This is a genomic window from Acidisarcina polymorpha, from assembly GCF_003330725.1.
GTDB lineage: Bacteria > Acidobacteriota > Terriglobia > Terriglobales > Acidobacteriaceae > Acidisarcina > Acidisarcina polymorpha.
The window spans coordinates 6,944,444-6,964,708 of the sequence record NZ_CP030840.1 but is presented as its reverse complement, the minus strand read 5'-3'; the positions used below and the strand labels follow the sequence as shown (position 1 = coordinate 6,964,708).

Annotated in this window: 19 protein-coding genes; 5 read left to right on the top strand and 14 right to left on the bottom strand. The window is 55.5% G+C overall.

Annotated elements, in window-relative coordinates; translation table 11 throughout:
- The first annotated feature begins 39 nt into the window (after positions 1-39).
- From ACPOL_RS33300 to ACPOL_RS29895, 3 genes are all read left to right on the top strand, one after another.
- Positions 40-438, top strand: a complete 399-nt coding sequence (locus ACPOL_RS33300; RefSeq protein WP_150133186.1) for a hypothetical protein — start codon at positions 40-42, stop codon at positions 436-438.
- Positions 435-803, top strand: a complete 369-nt coding sequence (locus tag ACPOL_RS29900; RefSeq protein WP_114210407.1) for a protease-associated domain-containing protein — start codon at positions 435-437, stop codon at positions 801-803. Before ACPOL_RS33300 ends, ACPOL_RS29900 begins: the two co-directional genes overlap by 4 nt.
- A gap of 436 nt (positions 804-1,239) precedes the next feature.
- Positions 1,240-2,973 carry an FAD-dependent monooxygenase gene (locus ACPOL_RS29895; RefSeq protein WP_114210406.1) on the top strand — a complete coding sequence of 578 codons (1,734 nt, stop codon included), beginning with the start codon at positions 1,240-1,242 and terminating at the stop codon, positions 2,971-2,973.
- Positions 2,974-3,350: 377 nt separating this feature from the next.
- On the opposite strand, the gene ACPOL_RS34375 is transcribed toward ACPOL_RS29895, so the two are convergent.
- The 9 genes from ACPOL_RS34375 to ACPOL_RS29855 form a co-directional block, all read right to left on the bottom strand.
- Positions 3,351-3,803 (bottom strand): thiamine pyrophosphate-dependent enzyme, encoded by a 453-nt coding sequence (locus ACPOL_RS34375; RefSeq protein ID WP_236657122.1) that lies wholly within the window; start codon positions 3,801-3,803, stop codon positions 3,351-3,353.
- A gap of 38 nt (positions 3,804-3,841) precedes the next feature.
- On the bottom strand, positions 3,842-4,570 hold the full coding sequence (locus tag ACPOL_RS34370; RefSeq protein ID WP_201759029.1) for a hypothetical protein: 729 nt from the start codon (positions 4,568-4,570) through the stop codon (positions 3,842-3,844).
- The gene (locus ACPOL_RS34365; protein ID WP_201759027.1) at positions 4,467-5,012 is read right to left on the bottom strand and encodes a thiamine pyrophosphate-binding protein; all 546 of its coding nucleotides are present in this window, start codon (positions 5,010-5,012) and stop codon (positions 4,467-4,469) included. The genes ACPOL_RS34370 and ACPOL_RS34365 overlap by 104 nt, the downstream gene beginning before the upstream one ends.
- Positions 5,013-5,977: 965 nt before the next feature.
- A complete protein-coding gene (locus ACPOL_RS29880) occupies positions 5,978-6,736 on the bottom strand; it encodes a hypothetical protein (RefSeq protein WP_114210404.1) in 759 nt (252 codons plus the stop codon).
- Between the two features lie 642 nt (positions 6,737-7,378).
- Positions 7,379-7,864, bottom strand: a complete 486-nt coding sequence (locus ACPOL_RS29870) for a type 1 glutamine amidotransferase family protein (RefSeq protein ID WP_201759024.1) — start codon at positions 7,862-7,864, stop codon at positions 7,379-7,381.
- Positions 7,865-7,884: 20 nt separating this feature from the next.
- Positions 7,885-8,067 (bottom strand): type 1 glutamine amidotransferase family protein, encoded by a 183-nt coding sequence (locus ACPOL_RS34360; RefSeq protein ID WP_201759022.1) that lies wholly within the window; start codon positions 8,065-8,067, stop codon positions 7,885-7,887.
- Between the two features lie 155 nt (positions 8,068-8,222).
- The gene (locus ACPOL_RS29865; protein ID WP_114210402.1) at positions 8,223-10,451 is read right to left on the bottom strand and encodes a xanthine dehydrogenase family protein molybdopterin-binding subunit; all 2,229 of its coding nucleotides are present in this window, start codon (positions 10,449-10,451) and stop codon (positions 8,223-8,225) included.
- On the bottom strand, positions 10,451-11,467 hold the full coding sequence (locus ACPOL_RS29860; RefSeq protein ID WP_114210401.1) for an FAD binding domain-containing protein: 1,017 nt from the start codon (positions 11,465-11,467) through the stop codon (positions 10,451-10,453). Before ACPOL_RS29860 ends, ACPOL_RS29865 begins: the two co-directional genes overlap by 1 nt.
- A complete protein-coding gene (locus ACPOL_RS29855) occupies positions 11,467-12,063 on the bottom strand; it encodes a (2Fe-2S)-binding protein (protein ID WP_114210400.1) in 597 nt (198 codons plus the stop codon). Before ACPOL_RS29855 ends, ACPOL_RS29860 begins: the two co-directional genes overlap by 1 nt.
- Before the next feature lie 1,229 nt (positions 12,064-13,292).
- Here ACPOL_RS29855 and ACPOL_RS29850 point away from each other — a divergent pair.
- Positions 13,293-14,591: an aminotransferase class V-fold PLP-dependent enzyme gene (locus ACPOL_RS29850; protein WP_114210399.1), complete on the top strand. Its 1,299-nt coding sequence runs from the start codon at positions 13,293-13,295 to the stop codon at positions 14,589-14,591.
- Positions 14,592-15,314: 723 nt separating this feature from the next.
- Here the strand turns inward: ACPOL_RS29850 and ACPOL_RS29845 are convergent.
- Positions 15,315-16,199 (bottom strand): AraC family transcriptional regulator, encoded by an 885-nt coding sequence (locus ACPOL_RS29845; protein WP_114210398.1) that lies wholly within the window; start codon positions 16,197-16,199, stop codon positions 15,315-15,317.
- Positions 16,200-16,301: 102 nt separating this feature from the next.
- On the opposite strand from ACPOL_RS29845, the gene tehA reads away from it, so the two are divergent.
- On the top strand, positions 16,302-17,294 hold the full coding sequence (gene tehA, locus ACPOL_RS29840; RefSeq protein WP_114210397.1) for a dicarboxylate transporter/tellurite-resistance protein TehA: 993 nt from the start codon (positions 16,302-16,304) through the stop codon (positions 17,292-17,294).
- Positions 17,295-17,733: 439 nt separating this feature from the next.
- On the opposite strand, the gene ACPOL_RS35625 is transcribed toward tehA, so the two are convergent.
- The 4 genes from ACPOL_RS35625 to ACPOL_RS29830 form a co-directional block, all read right to left on the bottom strand.
- Complete coding sequence (locus ACPOL_RS35625) at positions 17,734-17,937, bottom strand: glutaminase domain-containing protein (RefSeq protein WP_275066503.1); 204 nt, start codon at positions 17,935-17,937, stop codon at positions 17,734-17,736.
- Positions 17,912-18,217 carry a glutaminase domain-containing protein gene (locus tag ACPOL_RS35620; protein WP_275066524.1) on the bottom strand — a complete coding sequence of 102 codons (306 nt, stop codon included), beginning with the start codon at positions 18,215-18,217 and terminating at the stop codon, positions 17,912-17,914. The genes ACPOL_RS35625 and ACPOL_RS35620 overlap by 26 nt, the downstream gene beginning before the upstream one ends.
- A complete protein-coding gene (locus tag ACPOL_RS35615; protein ID WP_275066502.1) occupies positions 18,099-18,446 on the bottom strand; it encodes a glutaminase domain-containing protein in 348 nt (115 codons plus the stop codon). The genes ACPOL_RS35620 and ACPOL_RS35615 overlap by 119 nt, the downstream gene beginning before the upstream one ends.
- 71 nt (positions 18,447-18,517) lie before the next feature.
- On the bottom strand, positions 18,518-20,101 hold the full coding sequence (locus ACPOL_RS29830) for a CRTAC1 family protein (RefSeq protein ID WP_236657121.1): 1,584 nt from the start codon (positions 20,099-20,101) through the stop codon (positions 18,518-18,520).
- Positions 20,102-20,265: the final 164 nt, after the last annotated feature.

The window sequence follows — 20,265 nt, the reverse complement described above, 5'->3', positions numbered from 1 at the left end:
ATGCGTGCCATACACCTGAAGGTAAGGGAAAAGAGAAGTATGATCTGCAATAGCATCTGCACTTTGATACTCGCATCCATCGCACTCGTGATACCTGCATGGGCCCAGAACACACCTGTCAACAGTCGGCTTGGTTCCCTCTCCGGCCCTCTACCGATTGCCGAGCCCGACACAAGTGCCTGGACGGCGGAGCAGTATGTGACTATGACACGGCTGCGCGATGCGGCTTTGACTGATGATTATGCGATCGATCAGTTGAAACATCTCACAAACAGTATTGGCCCGCGTTTGAGCGGATCTCCACAGGCCGTGCAGGCGGTGCAGTATGTTGCCGATCAAATGCGCGCTCTTGGGGCCACCGTGACTCTCGAAAAGACAATGGTGCCGCATTGGTCCGCGGGGTTGAAACGGGCGCTCTCATCCAGTGGAAGGGTATGACACCGCATACCGAGCAGAAGATTGTGCTAACGGCGTTCGGTGGCACGGTGCCAACGCCACCGACTGGGATTGTCGCCTCTGTCATCGTCGTATCCTCCTTCGACGAATTGCGTCAACTGCCACCCGACAGCTTCAAAGGTAAGATCGTGCTACTAAATCGAAGCTTTGACAAAGCTATGGCAGCGCAGAATCTAGCACTGGATGCTGGCCTTCCGATTGCGCTTCTGCGGAAGGCCGCCCCTGCCCTGGCTACTGCTGGAGTTGTAGCTGTCTTGGTCCGTTCCATCGGCGGCGCGGACTACCGCCTTCCCCATAATCACCTAAAGTACCAACCGCGTCGGTTGCCGCTGAAGATGCTGACCTGATGGCCGATCTCGCAAAGCAAGGTGAGACTAAGATGCGTCTTGTCCTCACACCTCAACTCAACCCCAAGGTCGAAAGCTATAATGTGATCGCCGACTGGAGGGGCTCCACTCATCCCAACAGGTGGTCATTGTCTTCGGTTATTTCGACTCAGGGATCTCGGTACTGGAGCACTTGATGACGGAGCTGGTGTAGTCATGTCCATTTGAAGCGACTGCTGCTGCTTTTCCGCCCGGAGTGGTTGAACTCGTCGTGTACGACGATTGCACACTTAGCGCGGCTGCTGATCGCTGGGAGGATGCCCACGCACATATGGTGGACTTTATCCAAAGGCTCACCGAAGACGGCACGGCCTAATCGGGGCGAGCATTTCGGACCACGGGCTCTAAGTCATAGCGGATATGCATTGAAACGCGCTTTTGAGGTAGAAACGGTCAGATGATTGAAACAGAAGTTCTTGTTATTGGCTGTGGTCCATCAGGTCTTACTGCAGCACTGTCCCTCTCGCAATTGGGTGTCAAAGTGCTCGCAATCACGAAGCATAAATCGCTCTCTCCGACGCCCCGCGCACATTTCACGAATCAACGGACATTCGAAATTCTGCGAGACCATGGGCTTGAGTCTCGGGCACTACAAATAGCAACTCCCTATTCCAAGATGCCAGACATCTTATTCATGCGTTCCCTCGTCGGAGAAGAGTTTGCCCGTGTGCGTGAACTCGGCACCTCGTACGCAGATGATAGTGTCAGCCCTTGTATCATTGCCGATTTAGCGCAGGATCAACTGGAGCCCTTGCTCCTTGATGCTGCGACGAAGATGGGCGCGCTGGTCCGCTTCTCGACGGAGTTGCTCTCCTTTGAACAGAACGATGACGGGGTGATTGCGACGGTGCTAGACCGCATCAGTGGCGAGCATCTGGTCGTAAAGGCACGCTTCATGATTGGAGCAGACGGCGGGAAAAGCCTCGTCGCAAGCCAGTTAGAGCTACCGTTCGAAGGGCCTGGCGAGATTGGCGGAAGCATCAACTTGCTGTTTAGAGCAGACCTCTCTTCCTATGTGGAATATCGTCCTGGGATGCTTTACTTTTTGATCCGTACGCCAGATGATCCTGAAGGACCTGGCCTTGCAATTCTCAGGTGTACAAAGCCTTGGACCGAATGGATCCTGATTCAAGGCCTAGCGGTAGGCCAGGAGCCACCGGCATCCAGCTCTCAAGAAAACATCGGCGCGATTCGCAACTATCTCGGAGTCCCTAATCTGCCCGTTACACTCCTCGGGACTGACCCTTGGAGGATGAACACGCTTTATGCCACCAGCTACCATCGCGGGCGGGTGTTTTGCATCGGTGATGCGGTCCATCGTCACGTTCCGGCCAGCGGACTTGGATCAAACACCGGGATACAAGACGCCTACAATCTTTCCTGGAAATTGCATCTCGTGTTAAGGGGTAAGGCTGGACCAGACCTTCTTGCAACCTACGATGACGAACGTGTGCCCGTGGGCCGGCAAGTTGCGAAGCGAGCTCTCAAGAGCATGGAAGGCTATGGACCCCTTCTGGAAGGTATAGGGGTGCTCGGCACCAACGCCGGTCCCACCGGCCCAGAATGGTCTACCATCCTCAGTAGCGACACGCAGGATGGTAAAGCCCACCGGGCCGCTCTTAATAAGAGTATCGCCGCTATTAAATACGAGTTCAGAGGTCGCGGCGTCGAACTGAATCGCATGTATGTCTCTAGCGCGATAATACCGGATGGAACTCCGATACCTGCATCCATGCCGGACGCTGAACTTTTTTATAATCCTTCCACGCGACCCGGTGCCTACCTCCCCCACGCGTGGGTACAACGTCACGGACAAAATGTTTCCACACTCGACCTGGTAGGAAAAGGAAGCTTTACCATTATTACCGGAATTGGCGGCGAATCATGGTTGAAAGCCGCAGACGCGGCTAGCGCAAGATGGGACATTGTATTGAACACAATCGTCATCGGTCCTGGCTGCGATGTGACAGACCTGTACCTGGAATGGACGAGTCGGCGTGAGATCGACGAAGATGGATGCCTTCTTGTCCGTCCAGACGGACATGTCGCTTGTCGGTTTGTAACATGCAGTGGTTTAACGGTAGAGGACGCGCTCACATCGGCTTTCGGTACCATTCTTGGTAAGCATTAGACAGCTTTATCGTCCGTTTCCTAACGGGACCTCCATAGGCACGATTCCTTGTATTGATAAGCCGTCTAATGGGGCCTTCCGAATGGGGTCGCGATTTCTCACGCTAAGGAGGGTTTGCAGTCCTCAGCGACCTGATCTGCCCGGTACCGGCCTCTTTCTCTTCTGTTAGTGGTCTCTGGTGAGGCTGATGTGCTCCCAGCCGAGAGGTTATAGGTATTTGAGTTGTGCGGGATCGACAGTTTGGCTTCGGAGCTCTGAGCCTCGGACTGCCTCCTCTATAGAGACAGCGTTCCAGAGAGCTATTGCGGAACGGACACGCCAGGCGGCGGGCGAGGTGTTCATCCGCTGCTTCCGCATGAGTACCTCGCGACTCGAGATCATTTTCTCGTCTCTCGCAGCGATTCGGTGTTTGATCGGACCACAGGCGCAGCGATGCTCTCAATCATGACGTTGACACAGGATGGTTTACCGCTGGCCAGCGATCGCTCGATCGCCCCTGCAAGGTCATTCACTTCAGTCACCAATTCGCCGTGCCCGCCGAGCGCCGATACGACGAGATCATAGCGTGCAGGCGTTAATTCACAGCCATGCATTCGGTCCTGACCATACGTCCGCCGTTGGATCTGGCTCTCGGCGTTCCAACACGCATCGTTGCCAACGACGGCAACAAAGGGAAGATTGTACCGCACAGCCGTTTCGAATTCCGACAGATGGAAGCCGATCGTCCCATCGCCTAGCACCGCGAAGACCGGTGCCTTGGGCTCTGCATATCTAGCGGCAAGCGCGAGGGAGAGTGAACTTCCAATCGCTCCTGAAACGCCGTTGACCATTCGGCGCCGCGCCGGCAACATGCTTTGGGCCCATTGACCTACTTCACCCCCGTCGCAGATAAAGACTGTGTCGTTATCCCGTTCGACGTAAGGACGCAGAGTGCGTAAAAGCTCCGCCGGATGAAGCCGACCGGCTGTTGATGAGCGAACCGAACCCCACCTATAGCTGGTCGCCTGCTGAGCGCTGCTCGTACCTCTTCGAGCCAATCGTCACCGCGGCGACAAACTGCCCGTGCAATAAGTGTCGCCGCCGCTTCCCTCGTGTTCGCTACTCTGCCGAGAAGAAGCCGGTCGCCTAGCTCCTTTGCCGCACGTTCTAACATCGTCACCTCAGGATCGATCGCGATGACTCTTACATCCTGGGCGAAATCTGGGGTGGCAACCCAATGCGTTGTGAAGTCAAGAGCTTTCCCAAGGAGTACAACAAGATCGAACCTTTTGAGCAGATCCGGGAATGCGCCGAGAGTAGCATCGGCGATGCCTCGTGGACTTTCCAGTAACACTGCGGGCGCCTTCGAGACCTCCTCTAACCGCCTGAGAAGCGTGCGTCCGCTGACATTAGAAAGCTCAGGCGGAGCGAAGATGACTGGCCTGGAAGCGGACGCAATCGCCGCGAGTACGTCGTCCGCGATATTCGGCGCAACGTCCGGTGTGACTGATCCGCTATCCCCATTGGGCCAGACAATCGAAGCGACATCGACGATCTCGTCCAGAAGATCTGAGGGAAGGCTGACGTGGACAGGTCCCGGCCTCCCTTTGTCTGGCAATACGCATCGCGTTGCCGATATCTTGGCCTAAGCTGGAGGCCGATTGCGCGATCCATGAGGCCTTGGGTACCGGCGCAGCGATTTCGGCCTGTCTGAGCTCCTGGAACCCGCCACGTCCCAACTCCCACGTTGCAGCATGTCCCGACAACAGCACCATCGGCGACTCCGCGGCCAACGCGGCAAAGAGGGCACCAATAGCATTCACATGCCCTGGACCGCCCGTGACCATTGCGACACCGGGTTCGCCGGTGAGGCGTCCCCAGCCATCCGCCATGTGCACTGCCGCGGCTTCGTGCCGTACGTGGACCAACTCGATCTTGGTCTCCAGCGTTGCGTCGAAGAGCGACATGATGTGGTTGCCGGATAGGGTGAAAATCCTCTTGCATCCGAGCAGTTCGAGGGACCGAGCTACAATATCGCCACCCCGCATAGTATTACTCATAACAAACCTTCCATATCGTCCTCTGCTTCGGACATAGTGCGTTCAGAGAACTCGTTGTCTTGTAGCGGGGCAGCATGGGCTTCGATGCCGACGCGGCATAGCCCGTCTATAAGTGCAGGTTGCCGATGAGCCGGACGTTGGTTGTGCTAAGCGACGGGCTAGATACAGTCACCCAACTGTCGCAAGTCCAGCACCAACCGAGGGGTACACCTGCAAGGATGTCTGCCAGCGCGGATGAGAGCGTCTTAGCCGTCGGCCGCAAGCCCGCCGCGTGTCTCTTAATCGCCGATATCTTCGCGAGGTGGTAATCGTCGTGCTCCGCAATAAAGTAGACAAATCGATAGTCTGCATCGGACGCTTAAGGCGAGGATGATACGCGGCCTCCTCGATCAAGGAATTGTCGAGGGAGTCGAAACGCCTACAAGCGTCGATCGAGCACTGTGGAACTCAGCCATCAGTTCCCGAAGCGACCGGGCGTTGTGATTTGCTCGCCACGTATCGCTGTTGGTTTCCTCCCAAGCTCTAAGTTTCGGAAGCTTATTCTGAAAGTCGTCCAAGCGACCCGACATGAGGGGTTCAATATCCAGCAGGTGTCCGATATTTTCCTGAATGGACCAAGGCTGTTCGTCCCAGCTCCGAAGCAGGTGTTTCATTCAGCTAAGTCAGTTCACTCCAATAGGTTGAGAGAGAGCGCTATTACCATGGTGCCATAACCGGACGCGTTTGGATAAATGTCATCACGGGAGTCCAAGGAAGGGAGCATGTAGCTTAAGTTGCAGCACTAAAGTTGATGATGGCGTCGCTTCCCGGTGGCTGCAACGCTCGGCTGTACGGATCGTTGCCATCCATTAAGGAGTGTACGTTCTGCCTCTTCTCCCGTTCCTGGGGGAAGCGGGATTTCGATGCCCCCTGGATTCTCCTTCCACAAAAAGTAGAGGGCACCGTGATGCCCTCGAAGATCTTCATTAAGGCAACGGATAAGGAGGTGAAGCAGGGAAGATAGATGATGCACCGCTCAGCTGACGAGAGCGGGGTAACCAAAGCGAGAGGTTGAGACTGGTTCTGTCGAACGCTTTGACGGCTTGCAAGTCCGACGCAAATGGCTCCAGAAGACCTTCCGCCTTCTCCAACCGGTCAATGGATCGCGCAGCAGTGGTCCATTCGTCTTCGACTTCCACTTTCGCTGCGGAGCTAAAAAGCATAAGCTCCTTCTGTTCGGGGCGGGAGAGGAGCCATACGCTACAACGCCCTCCTTGAGCGGCGCTCTCACGAATCGCCGGCCAAGCGTCGGTCAGGATTGATGCTGCGTCTGCCGTATAGCGGTAGCGTTCGACTCGACTACCCATGTGGTGTTCAAGGGAGTGGAACAAGTAAGCTCCCTCGACGCGCCACGCCGCCCTGGCAATGTTGCTGAAGATCGGCCGTTCCCAGAACTTCACACCTGGCTCGAATTCCAGTTCCTCCTCTGTATACCGCGCGTAACCCAGCACGTCTGACCAAGTGGAAAATAGGTAACGTCCACCGATTTGCCGAGCTCCAGTCACCGGATCGAAACGGACCGGCACGTATTTCATGACCAGGCCTGGTCGGATATCCATCTGCTTACGATCGGAATCGATTTGTGTAACCATCGCGCCAAACGGCACGACACTCGATATCTCAAAATCCGCGATAAAGGCGGCCTCACAAGTGATTGGGCCCGGTTCATAACCTAAAACATCCATCGTTTGTCTCCGATCTGTTGAGCATTGCTGATTTGGCAAAGGCGAGCGTTCGCGAGTGAATAGGCGCTAGGTCGACAGTGCGTAGTCTTATGGTTGATGAGAGGAGACCCTGCGGTTCATCCATGCAACGAGTAATAGAAGCGCGCTTGTTGCCGGGAAAACTGCCCGCATTCCCCACATTTGCTCCAACGAGATTCGTGCCTTCATCGCCAAGTCCCCCTTCAAATGCATTCACCTCAATCGTGATCACCTTAGTGCCACCCGTGCGGCCCCCTACAAACACTTGATCAGTGGGGTATTCGCGTGCATAAATCCAAACGTTGCTGCGTCCGTACGTTGTTTCTGGCATGCGTTCGCACTGCAGGCCTATTTGGGTAATCTCTTGCGCGAGCAATTCGAGGTTAGCCTGAGTGAAGGCGCCCTGTGGATAGTGAAGAACATCTTCGGCATGACTTATCCTTAGAAAGCTCTTGGGTCTCACTACTTGTAATAAGCTAGCGGGTCCGAGACGAAGTGCTCCGGACCCGTTCGTTGCTGGTTCTTGGTCCTTACGGCTGATGAAGGCGGCAGAACATGATGACGTTGTGAGATTCCGGTAGCTCGGTTTTCCTCTTTAGCAAGGACGTCAGAGTGAGAAGACGATTACGGACGCATCCCGTTATCGAACAATCTCACAATCCTCTCAGCGGTACTGTGGCCACTCTGAGGATTCGTGCCGGTCACAAGGCGGCCTGATGTAATGGAATAGTCATCAAATGCGCTCATCGAGGTGCTGTAGAATCCGCCGGCCGCTGTAACGGCCTCAACAACTGGAACAACCCCGTCTTTTCTGAGCTTGTCCAGGATGTTGAAGATGAGTTCGCCTTCGATGGTGAATCCAGTCACCGTTCTTCCGTCAACGATTGACTTGCCCGTCTTCGCGTCGATGACGCCCGGCAGGATTGCTGGTCCGTGACACACAGTTCCGACGATGCCACCGCGATTCCAAACGTCCGCAGCGATTGCCTGCAGGCCTTTCGCGGTTGGGTAGTCATAGAGGGCAGCATGTCCGGCGGATGCGAAGAAAACACCATACTCACCCTTCTTCAGGTCGGATGCCTTCTTGAGATGAGAGTTCAGTTTCACCATGAACGGGCGGTCCGGATTGTTTAATCGAAACCAAAGGTGCCAGTTTCGGAAGCAAGGTCCACTTCGAAGCCGGCTGCGGTGAGCACTCGGAATGGGTGCAGTGCTTCGGTGAAAAACAGTCCGGTCTTGTGGCCGTCAGGGAAGATGGCTCCATGAAAGCTAGGGATTGCGATGATTGCCTTACGAGCAAGAGTCTGTGCCACGATGTATCTCCTTTGGATGATGGTTGATCTTGTTTGAGTATTAAGGCGCACCCGGCTCTGCTGCTTGAGTCCAGCATTGGCGGCGCCCCGGGAACATCCGTGTGACGTGATTTTGAATCGAAACAGTCGCTTCGTGTCGGGTGCCGGGAGCGCATCTAGGCGTACAGCTTATCCATGATGATCGGAAGATCCCGGACGCGTTTGCCAGTTGCGTGAAAGACAGCATTTGCAACCGCCGCGGCTGTTCCAACAATGCCGAGTTCTCCAATGCCCTTCACTCCGAGAGGATTGACTTCGTTGTCTTCCTCGGGAACCATGATGACGTCCACTTGCGGGATGTCCGCGTTGACCGGGATGAGGTATTCAGCGAGACTGTCATTTGTATAACGACCCCGTGTAGGATCGACCTCTGTTGCCTCGAAGAGCGCGGACGACAGGCCCCAGATCATGCCGCCCATCAACTGGCTTCGGGCTGTTCGCGGGTTGATGATACGGCCAGCAGCAAACGCTCCCGTGATTCGGGGCACCCGAATCTCATGTGTCAGGCGGTGAATGCGCACCTCCACGAACTGTGCACCAAAAGCAAACATGAGTGGCTTGCCGTCCTTTGACTCGTCACCACGCGCTTCATTTTTAAATGGGACCTGCCCCCTACGCAGCATATCCAGCACTTCGGGCTTCCGGCCTGGGGGAACATACTCCCCCACCTCACTGATCTGCGACATTCCTAGATGACGAAAAGCCTCCGTGAGCTTCTTTCCTGCGAGCACGCTTTCTCCAAAATGTCCTTTGATCTTGTCGGCGGCCAGCTTTACTGCAGACCCGACAGACGCCGTTGAGAGCGAGTTGTTTGAGGCGGGTGCAGCCGGCAACTTCGAATCGCCCATGTTGACCTTAACCTGTTGTGGCGATAGACCGAGCGCACGAGCGGCGATTTGACCGAGCGCGGTATACATTCCCTGCCCGGAGTCCTGCCCGGCCACATCCACCGAGACCTCCCCGGTCGCGTGGAGTGTCACTCTCGCAGTGGCAGGAGCGAGATGGGTCGGAAGGCAGGAGGTCGCGCAACCATAACCGACCATCCAATCGCCGTCAACCATCGACGCTGGTTTCGGGTTGCGTCTGCTCCAACCGAAGGTTGCGGCACCCTGGTCGTAGCACTGCATCAGAGATCGACTCGTAAACCTTGCACCGTCAACAGGGCTCTCACGGATTTCATTAATTCGTCGCAACTCGATTGGGTCCATCTTGAGCGCCACCGCGAGCTCATCCATGGCACTTTCCAAAGGGTACATGTAAGGCATCTCGACTGGCGCCCGCATAAATCCCGACGTTTGCCGGTCGGCCTTGACCAAGTTGACCCGTGACGTGATGGCAGGTTTGCCGTACATGGCCGTTGTTACTTCAAAGCCCGGGACCGGGTAATCGTCAAATCGTGACTGCATCTCCCAACTCTCGTGTCCATACGCCAGCAGGTGTCCGCTGCTGTCCGCTGCCAAACGGACGTGATGCTTCGTTTCAGAACGGTAGGTGGCGAGTGTGAATCCCTGATCGCGCGTGACCACATTCCGAACCGGTCTTCCCAGCTCTCGGGAGGCGCCGACGATAAGGGCGGTTCGCTGTGTCATGTACCCTTTTCCACCGAAAGCACCTCCCATGTAGTGGTTGACCACGTGCACGTTTGCTGGATCGATGTTGGCCATCGTCGCCGCGCCGAATGCGAGTTCCACCACAGCCTGACACGGTTCATAGATCGTCAGCTGGTCTCCGGACCAGAAGGCTGTAGTGGAATAGAGTTCAATCGGATTCTGGTGCTGTGCCGGGGTGCTGTAAGTAGCATCAATCTTTACCGGGGCCGAACGAAACGAAGCCTCGAAGTCACCGACCTTCTTTTCTTTCTCGGAAAGAGCGCCGGGATGCATAAGTTGCACTCCAGGGCTATCGAGTGATGATGCAGGCGAGACCGAGGCATACCGTACCACGATCCGATGAGAGGCGTCGCGGGCTGTTTCGTAGGAATCGGCAACGATCATGGCAATGATTTGACCGTCGTTATGGATCTCCGTTCCAGTAAGCGGCATGTTGGTATCAGAAACGTACCCGCCTTTCTGGATGTAGGGCGTGGCTACTCGTTTGGGAGCATTGAGGTGTGTATACACCTTGACCACTCCGCTCAGCGCTTCTGCTGGCGAGGTATCCATTGACGTAATCTCACCTTTTGCGATCGCGCTGGTAAGAAAGTAAGCCTCAAGAGGCTCTTTCAAAGGCAAATCAGTTGCGTACTGCAGTCCGCCAGTGACCTTTGCCACTGATTCTGTTCGGCGAATAGGATCTCCCATGTTGGCGAGGGGCGCAGGTGCGGCAGCATTTAGTGGATCATTCATTAGGAAACCTCCATGGCTTTTGCCTCGAGCAGTGCGCGAATTAATGTGCTCTTTCCAAGAGCAACCTTGGGTGCATTGTGGCCGCGTGGGTGAGCTTCCTTAAACTCCGCTTCTGCGGCAAGGGTAGCTGTCGCTTCGTTGAGACTTCTCCCGCGGAGCATAGCTTCGGCGCGGTGAGCACGCCAGGGAACCGTAGCCACGCCACCTAATCCGATCCTTACCTCCCGGAGAACGTCTCCCTGAAGGTCGAGGGCCACGGCAGCGCTCGCGTTCGCGAACTGATAGCTCTCGCGATCTCGAATCTTTCTGTACAGTGATCGTCTCTGTGGGCCGACTGGAATGATGAAGGCTGTGATCAGATCACCGGGTCTTAAGTTCGTCTCGATATGCGGAGTGGCGCCAGGCAAACGATGTAATTCTGAAAACGGCAGCGTGCGCTTACCGGACCGGCTCAAGACTTCCACTTGGGCGTCCAGCGCGATGAGCGCAGGTGCCCAATCACCGGGGTAGGTAGCGATACAGTGCTCGCTCGTTCCCAGAATCGCGTGGCCTCTGTTCATTCCATCCAAGGCCGCACAACCTGAACCAGGGATACGTTTGTTGCATTGCTCATAGCTCGTGTCGCGAAAGTACGAACAACGCGTGCGCTGAAGTACATTGCCTCCGAGTCGCGCCATATTACGCAGCTGCTGCGAGGCTGCTCGCCAGAGGCTCTCTGTCAAGATCGGATAGTCCCGAACGATGGCTTTATCAGAATGCAACTGCCCCATGGAAACGAGAGAGCCAATCCGCAATCCCGTCTCGGTTTGAACAACCTTGTGCATGTCTTCATCACGGATCGAGCTGATGTCGACAAGCGTACTCGGCTGCATGACTTCCAGCTTCATCAGATCGACCAAGGTGGTGCCGCCGCCAATGAACTGCACACTGGAAGTGACGTGAGCACTTGCAGGGACTGAGGCGAGTGCAACGGCAGAAGCACTATCGGTCGCTAGTTCGTAAGAGAAAGGTCGCATTAGTCCTTCTCCATTTCTGTCCTTGCCTGCTTAATAGCCGCCACGATGTTCGGGTAAGCGGCGCAGCGGCATAGATTACCGCTCATGTACTCTCGAATGTCTTCATCCGATTGGGCATGTCCTTCACGTACACAGGCCACTGCCGACATAATCTGTCCAGAGGTGCAATATCCGCACTGGAAGCCGTCATGGTCGATGAAAGCCTGCTGCATGGGATGGAGCCCGTTGTGTTGAGCCAAGCCCTCGATAGTAGTGATCTTGTGTCCCTGGGCTGCAACGGTGAGAGTGAGACATGACAAACGACGCTCTCCATCCATGTGGATTGTGCAGGCTCCGCATTGGCCCTGATCACAGCCTTTTTTAGACCCGGTGAGCAGCAGCTTATTCCGGAGAGCGTCAAGCAAGGTCATGCGAGTATCCACTTGTATAGGGCGATTCTCGCCATTCACCGAGAGTACGATGTTTACCATCTGTGGTTCTGTTCTGGTATCTGACACGCTTTGCGCCTCTAGCGGAGAGTACTCCAGGAAAAGCGACGCAGCAGCCGCAGCGCCGGTTGAAACAAATGTGCGACGGTCAAGGAATAAGTCATCCATTTAAAGCCTCTCGCATTCTTGTGGGAAGAAGTAGTAAGCGCGGCGTGCCGAATCGCGCTCGAGGTTGTCGCTGTTAGATCCAGCGTTCGCCTTTGCCGAACGACCAGGGTTCCTTTGCGATCACGGGATTGATGAAGAGTTCTTCCAAGGGGCATTGCCTCCTAATAAGCGTCGGTTGAAAGGCTGTGACATTCAAGGGACAAAATTATCCTAGGATTGATGAATACCAAGGTGAGGCACGCCCGATAGAGCGTTGCTCACGAGCAGCAAGCAATGAATGGGGAGTTTCCGGGATCCTGTCGCGCAAGGTTGTTCGCGGAAGCCCGTCGGCTGCACACGTCACATGCCACAAACCGAGCGCACGGCGATGAGCAACACGCCAGCTGATTCCAAGCCCCGCCGTGCCAAGCACGATCCCGAACCAGGACGCCGGTACATGCGGTAGTTTCTTGATCGTTTCCATATCCCGATGATCAGGGGTATAGAGCGGTAGAGTATTGAACGAAATTGCGGTTAATATGCAGCATGACAAGGCCTGGCACTGGGATCAACCGCTCCCTTGTCAAAGATGAATTGGCCACGCTGTGGGCTGAAAGAACGAGGGGCGGGCGTAGAACCCCCCGCGGTGACCTCCAGTCGCTAGATGACTCAGAGCGGTCTCGACCCCGGAACCGTGGCGCGGATCTGCCTTGGCGCAGATGCCAACGTGTCTTTCCTGTGCCGCAGCCAACGCGTCACGGAGGTCTTCTGTAGAGCACGGTCAAGAAGCCGATCGCGGCTTTCACCTACGCCACTTCCGCGGCTTGGGTCGCGCTCGGAAACATCTAGTCGCCTATTTGGTTTGAGTCGGAGCGCTATGAGGCTGCGCTGATTGCTCTTGGCTTCGTGCTGGGAATTGCTGCGGCGTATCGCTTCTTCAACCGGCAACTGATGCGCTGAACGACTGGATCGACCGGCTCAATCAGGGCATGCTGCTCTACACCCCATCCTAGGAGCCCACCCCTTCAGCCGGGCTGACCGGCAAGAGCACGGCCAGGGCTAGCAGGGACCGATGTATTTGACGCTCACCAGTGGTGTGGTTGGACGGTCTTGCGCCGCAGCGGAACGGAATCGGTCTCTCCATCCCTAAACTTGCAGTGTGGCTGCCGCATCAAAGAGGTGAAGATCTTTCTGGCTGCTTACCGCGGTGAGAAAGGAGAAGCAAAGGGCCGTACAGTTACACTGCTTACATGAAAATCTCCGACCGCCGCTCATTTCTCAAGATGTCGGTGATGGCTGGCGCCCTACCGATCGACGGTCTCTTTCAGCAGGCCCACGCCAAAGAGTTGCAGACAGCTACACATGCTGTCAGTCACCTGGACAGCAGAGAGGTCGCACAACACGAGGAGTATTGGGGTGTCATCCAGCGCGGTTTCTCGGTCAGTCCTTTGATCTTGAATCTGCACAACGGCATCTCGCCGTCGCCCATCGTGGTGCAGGAGGCAGTCGCCCGCTACAACCAGCTCACCAACGAAGGTCCTAACTACTTCATGTGGGAGATTCTCGACCAGGGTCGCGAACCCCTTCGGGCAAAGCTTGCCCACCTCGCCGGGACGTCCCCGGAAGAAATCGCAATCAATCGCAACACCACCGACGGACTCCACGCGATCATCTTCGGCCTACCGCTTAAGGCAGGTGACGAAGTCGTCGGCTGTTCTTACGACTACTGGCACGTCATGCAAGCATATCGGCAGCGCCAGGAACGGGAAGGGATCGTTTACAAGCAGGTCTCATTTGATTTTCCGGTCGAAGACATCGACGCCATAGTCAAGACATATCAAAAAGCTATGACGCCGAAGACCAAGCTCGTACATATCACCCATGTCATGAATAGCATGGGCCAGATCATGCCCGTGCGCCAGATCGCAGACATGGCCCACGCACATGGTGCCGAGGTCGTCGTTGACGGAGCTCAATCTTTTGGTCTGCTCGACTTCAAAATCACAGACCTGCACTGCGAGTATTTTGCCACCAGTCTCCACAAGTTTCTCTGCGCACCCGTCGGCACCGGAATGCTATGGGTCAGTCGGGACAAGATCGAGCAAGTGTGGCCGCTTCTCGGTGCCGACAAGCCGCACAGTCCTGACATCCGCAAGTTTGAAGTGCTGGGTACAAGAAGCTTCGCGCTTGAACAAGGCGTCGGTCACGCTATCAAATTTCACGAGTCAATTGGTGGGCGCCGCAAACAGGAACGTCTTTTCTATCTCAAGACCTACTGGTCCAACCGCGTGAGAGACATCAAGGGCGTAAAGCTTCACACGTCGAACAAACCCGAATTCTCCTGTGCTAACGGTAGCATCAGTATGGAGCAGTACACGCCTGTGGATTTGGCCGACGCCTTATTTCAGCGCTACAAGATACATAGCAAAGTAGAGATACACGATGGCCTGCAATGCGTCCGCATCACTCCTAATGTGTACACGACCATTGCAGATCTAGACAGGTTCGTAAAGGCGGTTGGCGAGCTTGCATCGACGAGAAATTCCTGATAACCATACTAACCAAGCTCCTCGAGCTTGGTTAGTACGTCTTTGTTGTTGGAAACCAAACCTAGGCGTGCCATTTCTAAGGACCAAACCGCCTTTGCCGGTCGGTCTGTCAGCCGTGAAACATCCGTGTCATATGGCGCTGTCCGGGACGAGATCCGTCAGTAGACATCAATGATGAAGGTAGTTTCCAGACGGCCATTCCTAGCAAGAAGGCTTCGCTGCATTAGAGAAAATTCAGACGTTGTCGAGCGTCCGAATGGTGGCACTCACGAGCCCCGAGCGGCCCGTGTAGACGTTGACTTCCTTGCGCTAGCCCATCTCTTTATTGTTTCCAGTCCCCAAGGCCGCTAAAACACTCCACTTGATAAGAGGGATGCCTGTCGCGGGCTGATTCCTTAAACAGGAAAGAAGAGTGGCCTAGCGAAAACAACCTCCGGGCCACCATAAGCGCCTTATACCTGCTATCGAGGAGCTTCAATATCCCCAAAAGCTTCACGGCTAGGAAAGGCTCTCATAAAGCATCTAGCGCTGCTCTCAGGAGCAGTTCCGGCTCGCCCCAAAGCTCAACAAACCCCTTATATGTGGTCACAGCGTTTCCCAGCGCATCCAGCATCGAGAGCATCACGACGAGATTCTTGTGGTTCCGCGAGCTCGTCACAGGGAGGATTTGAGCTGCTTTGCATGGCACTAGGCCTAAGAGCGTTCTGTGCCTATTGCTCCTGGCTAAACCACTCTACGCAGGCTCTGGGCCGGCGGTACGCCGAAAACACGCTTGAAGTGGCGAGTCAGGTGGCTCTGATCTGAGAAGCCCAACGTTGAAGCAACATCGACGATCGGTTCGCCGCGCTGCAGCATATTTTTGGCTCGTTCGATCCGTACCTGCAGCAGGTATTTGTGCGGCGGCAGGCCCAGCGCCTCGCGAAAACTGCGAAGCGCATGATACATACTCAGGTGGCCAACGTTGGCAAGCGCTTCAAGGCTGATCTGCTCTTCGGCGTGCGCGTGAATGTACTCACGCATGCGCGCGACACTGCCCGAAGGTGCCGTCGATGGGATGGTGCACGCCTTCTCAGCGTGTCTCTGCGCGACGTGCTCCAGGACGTTAAGCATCCTGCATTCAAACTCGATTGCCTCGCAATGACCTTCCAGCTTCTTATGTAGCTCCAGTATCTTGTCGGCGAGTTGTGGATCGAGACGAAAGGCTTCTGTAAATCGGATAGGCGTTGCGGAGATCTGCAGGCTGAGCCGCTCAAAGAGTTCGTCCTGCAGGTAGAACATGCGGAACGACCAGCGCCGGCTATCAGCTGGGAACGGCGCGTGCACATCGCCGGGGTTGAACATAATTACCGTATCTGGTTGCAGCGTGTAGTTGCGGTCGCGATGCCAGGAGCGCATAACCCCGGACTGCATGGCACCGAAGGAGGCTTCGGAGTGGAAATGGCGAGTGAAGGAGTAGGCCTGGAAGTCTCCGCGAAAGAGTTCTGCGCCCGCCACCCGTTCATTCCGCCACAGCGTGCCCGTTTCATTCTTAGACAAGGCAGCGGCTGCGGCTGGATCCCAGGGCCGGTCCTCGTCATGCGGCATTGCTTTGGGGGCTGATTTCTCCATGCAAACTCACGCTTTGGGGGTTGCTTTGTCCATGCAAAATCAAGGGATATTACCGCAACTTCGTTCAATACTCTACCGCTCTATACCCCTGATCATCGGGATATGGAAACGATCAAGAAACTACCGCAGGTACCGGCGTCCTGGTTCGGGATCGTGCTTGGCCTGGCGGGGCTTGGACTCAGCTGGCGCGTTGCTCATCGAGTGTGGGGAATGCCAGCCTTGATTGGTGAGAGCACCCTGGGAATCTCCGCTATGGTCTGGGCAACGCTGCTCGGGCTTTTCGCAGTCAAGTGGATCCTTTTTAGGTGTGACGCTCACGCGGAACTTAAGGATGCCATCCAGTCCACCTATATCAGCCTGATTGGAATTGGAACCAATCTGATGGCTATCGGCCTGTACCCCTATAGCCAGCGCGGTGCGCTTGCTTTGTTTGTTCCGGCGACCCTGGTCTCCGTCACGCACGGCGTTTTTTTCACCAGCTTTGCGTGGAGCGGCGACAGGCACTCTAGTGCCACCACTGGATCGCTATACCTGCCGACTGTCGCGGGCTGCTTTGTCACAGGCACCGCCGCAGCAACGCTTGGGTACCATGGGCTGGCGCAACTTGCTTTTGGTGCCGGGATGTTCTCCTGGCTTTCGATTGAATCCGTCATCCTTCACCGGCTCTACGATAAGAGCGAGATGCCGCCAGAGCAACGCCCGAGCCTCGGCATCCAATTCGCCCCTGCGGCAGTCGCGGCAGTCACTTACTTGAGCATTCAGGGTGGCGTACCGGATCTGTTCAGCAAGGCATTGCTTGGGTACGCGATCCTGCAGGGCTTGGTGGTGGTGCGCCTGATCGGCTGGATCATGGTGTCGCCTTTGAATGTCAGGTACTGGGCATTCACCTTTGGTGCGGCGTCTTTATCGACCGCGTCCTGCCGCACGGTCGAACATGGTGAACAGGGAGCGCTGCGCATTCTTGCGCCAATCCTGTTTATCGCAGCCAACCTGATCGTTGCAGGGGTTTCTGCAGTGACGTTGAGTCAGTTGGTCAGGCATCTCTTTACATCTCGTCGAACTGAAAGGGTCTTCCGTGACCCGCGCTCTGCATGACCTGTCGCAAGCCGCTACAACTGCTTCTGATACGCAAGTGCAGGTCGTGGGCGGTCGTCGTGAGGACCAGAATGATGCGTGTATTTGTGACGGGAGCGACAGGATTCATCGGTACGAAGCTGGTAAAAGACGCGTGAGCCCTCCTCTGCGAAACAACTTCGGACCCCTTAAGGGCGGACTTTAGTCGCCATAACGTACAGAGGTAAATGCGTAAATGCATCAATGCGGAATGTTCCGGATGGAGAATAGATGCGGAGCGATACGCATGGTTGCGAGGCGGTCAAACTAGCTGTCGCCCTGCACTTGAATCCCGGAACACCGGTTAGCTTGACACTAGTTCCGACCGAGAATCATGATCGACGCCGGAAGAATCCACCTGGCGACAAGGCGCTTCTAGAGACCTATCTCTGTGGTGGACTTTATGGAATGCGCCGATATCTCAACATGGGAAAGATTTGGCAAATCTATTTCTTGTCGCGCGCCATTTGTCGGTGAGTTGTTTGTCGGTCAAGGCTTTGATGAAGACGCCGCCGACGACGGAGCGGGCCTGGAAATGCTCCTGCTCGCCGGTCTTGGTGTCATACCAGTCGGTGAGCGGGACGCGGCTCGGGGTTAGGTTAATCCAGAGGGCGATGGGATCCATAATAGCGTTGAAGTCGACGGGATTGGATGCCAGGGGTGGCGGTCCAGATCGACCGATCGAGCTTGGTGTAATCTTCGCGGCTATCAAGCGGAAGGCCGAATTTGTTGATCTTGGTTTTGTAGAACGCGATCTCCGAGTCGCGGAGGGATTTGGGGAAGAGGTTATAACCGAGGATCTGATCCCAGACGAGGTTGTATTTCTGGCTCCAGGTTGTTGGCGGAATCGTAGGCGAGCTTGTAGTGGTCGCCTTCCTGATCCATGGTGATCCACTTGCCGGCAAAGTCATGGGCGGTCCCAGAGTAGTCGCGGGCAACGTCATCCTTGCCCAGGAGTCTGGCAAGATCGGCGTAGGCCTCGAGGGCGTCAGGACTGCAATTGCCGGGATCTCTCTTCCTGAATCGGAATATGGAGCTTATCTGGATATTTCCCTTAACGTATCTGGTCGCAACACTTATGCCTCCATGACGTCGCGACCGAGTCGCCGGTACTTGCCCGTTGAGGTGTTGCAAATAAGCAGAACCGGAAACGTGGAAAGGTTCCCAGGAAAGGGAGAAGCGCTTATGAAGATATCGCGTCGTTTTTACTTCTTAGCCAATCCCAAACCTGACACTATACCAATCCCTTCTTTGATGGTTACTAATTGATTGGTAGAGACACCATGCAGGGACTGCTTGTCGCTGCATGGCCAGAATATTTCCATGTCTACGGTCGAAGCGTCACCGAGACCGAAGTGAAGGCGAGTGTCGCTCGCTGAATAAAAACTAGACTGGCTCAGCACTGCCTGAGCTTGGGTTTTACCTCCGTAGTGAACCAGAACACGGGCCCCAATGGCACTGCGATTTGAAGTTACGCCAATCAGTTTGACCTTAATCCAGCGATGCTGGCCCGCAACATCGTTGCGCAGAAGCGAAGGAGATTCGTTGAGATTTATGATCAGGATGTCAACGTCGCCATCATTGTCAAAGTCGCCGAAAGCGCAGCCTCTGCTGCAGTGTGGTGCGGCCACTCCGGGCCCGGCTTCTTCAATTAATTCTTCAAAGCTTCCATCTCCCAGGTTTCGAAACACCACTCGAGGCGTCTTATAGGGGTAGTCGGGAACCTTTCGTCCGACTTCGGGATAGACATTCCCGGTGACTAGAAAGATGTCGGGAAGTCCATCGTTGTCGAGGTCGACCATTCCTGTTCCCCACCCGGTATATCGCGTTTCCACGCCGATCTTGGCGTTGAACGTCATGTCGGTGAAGTTGCCTTTGCCATCGTTCCTGTAGAGGATATTTGTGTCGTCAGAGAAGTGGGACTTGAAGATGTCCAGATGGCCGTCGAGATTATAGTCGCCGACCGCGATACCCATACCTGCCTGCTCCTCGCCATCATCGCTGAGAGCGACGCCGCGTATGACGCCCTCTTCCTTCAGGAGGGGCTTGCCCGAGTTGGAAAAAAAGAGGCTTGGAGTTGAATCGCAAGCCAGGTAGATGTCCTGCCAGCCATCTTCTGAGAATTCTGCTGCGACTGCAGTCATGCCATAGTTTTCGATCTGCTGGGATATTCCTGCTTGCGAGCTTATTTCGGTAAATGTTCCGTTCCCATTGTTGCGGTATAGGGAATGTCTCCCAGTTGGCAGTCCACGAGGTCCGCAGCTGACAGGCACTCCCTTCCAGGAGCAGTTCGCAGCATTGCCCGGACGCGGGACGCTCGCAAAATCGAAGCCTGTGTAGTTAGCTACGAAAAGGTCAAGGTGCCCGTTCCGATTTAAATCCACAAAGGTACAGCCCGATCCCCAACGCGCGGGATCGTTCGTCAAGCCAGCTTGCTTGCTGACTTCGGTAAAGGTCCCATTACCGTTGTTGCGGTAAAGCCGGTTCTGCCCGTAGCAGGTCACGAAGAGGTCTTCGAAACCATCATTGTTGTAATCGCCCACGCAAACCGCCGAAGCCCATCCCGACGAGGTGAGCCCAGCTTCATGGGTCACCTCGGTGAAAGTACCGTCGCGATTATTGCGGTAGAGCCGGTTGGTTGTGCCTGCGGGTGCGGAGTCGCGCCGGGTTCCGCTGAGCAAGAAGATATCGATCCAGCCGTCGTTGTCGTAATCGATAAAAGCGCAACCGCAACCGACCGCCTCGAGAATATAGTCCTTGTGATCGAGAGGCCCATATATCGTGGGCATTCGCAGGCCAGCCTGCCAAGCCACATCAACTAGGTGGGAGTGAAAGGGAAGACCGGACTTTGCTCCTTTTGGTTGTGCTTTAACTTGCCGGTCAACGACGCCCTGCGACAGGGCGCGGAATGCATGGCGCGCTACTCCCGCAGCGGTCGACATCTGAATGAATT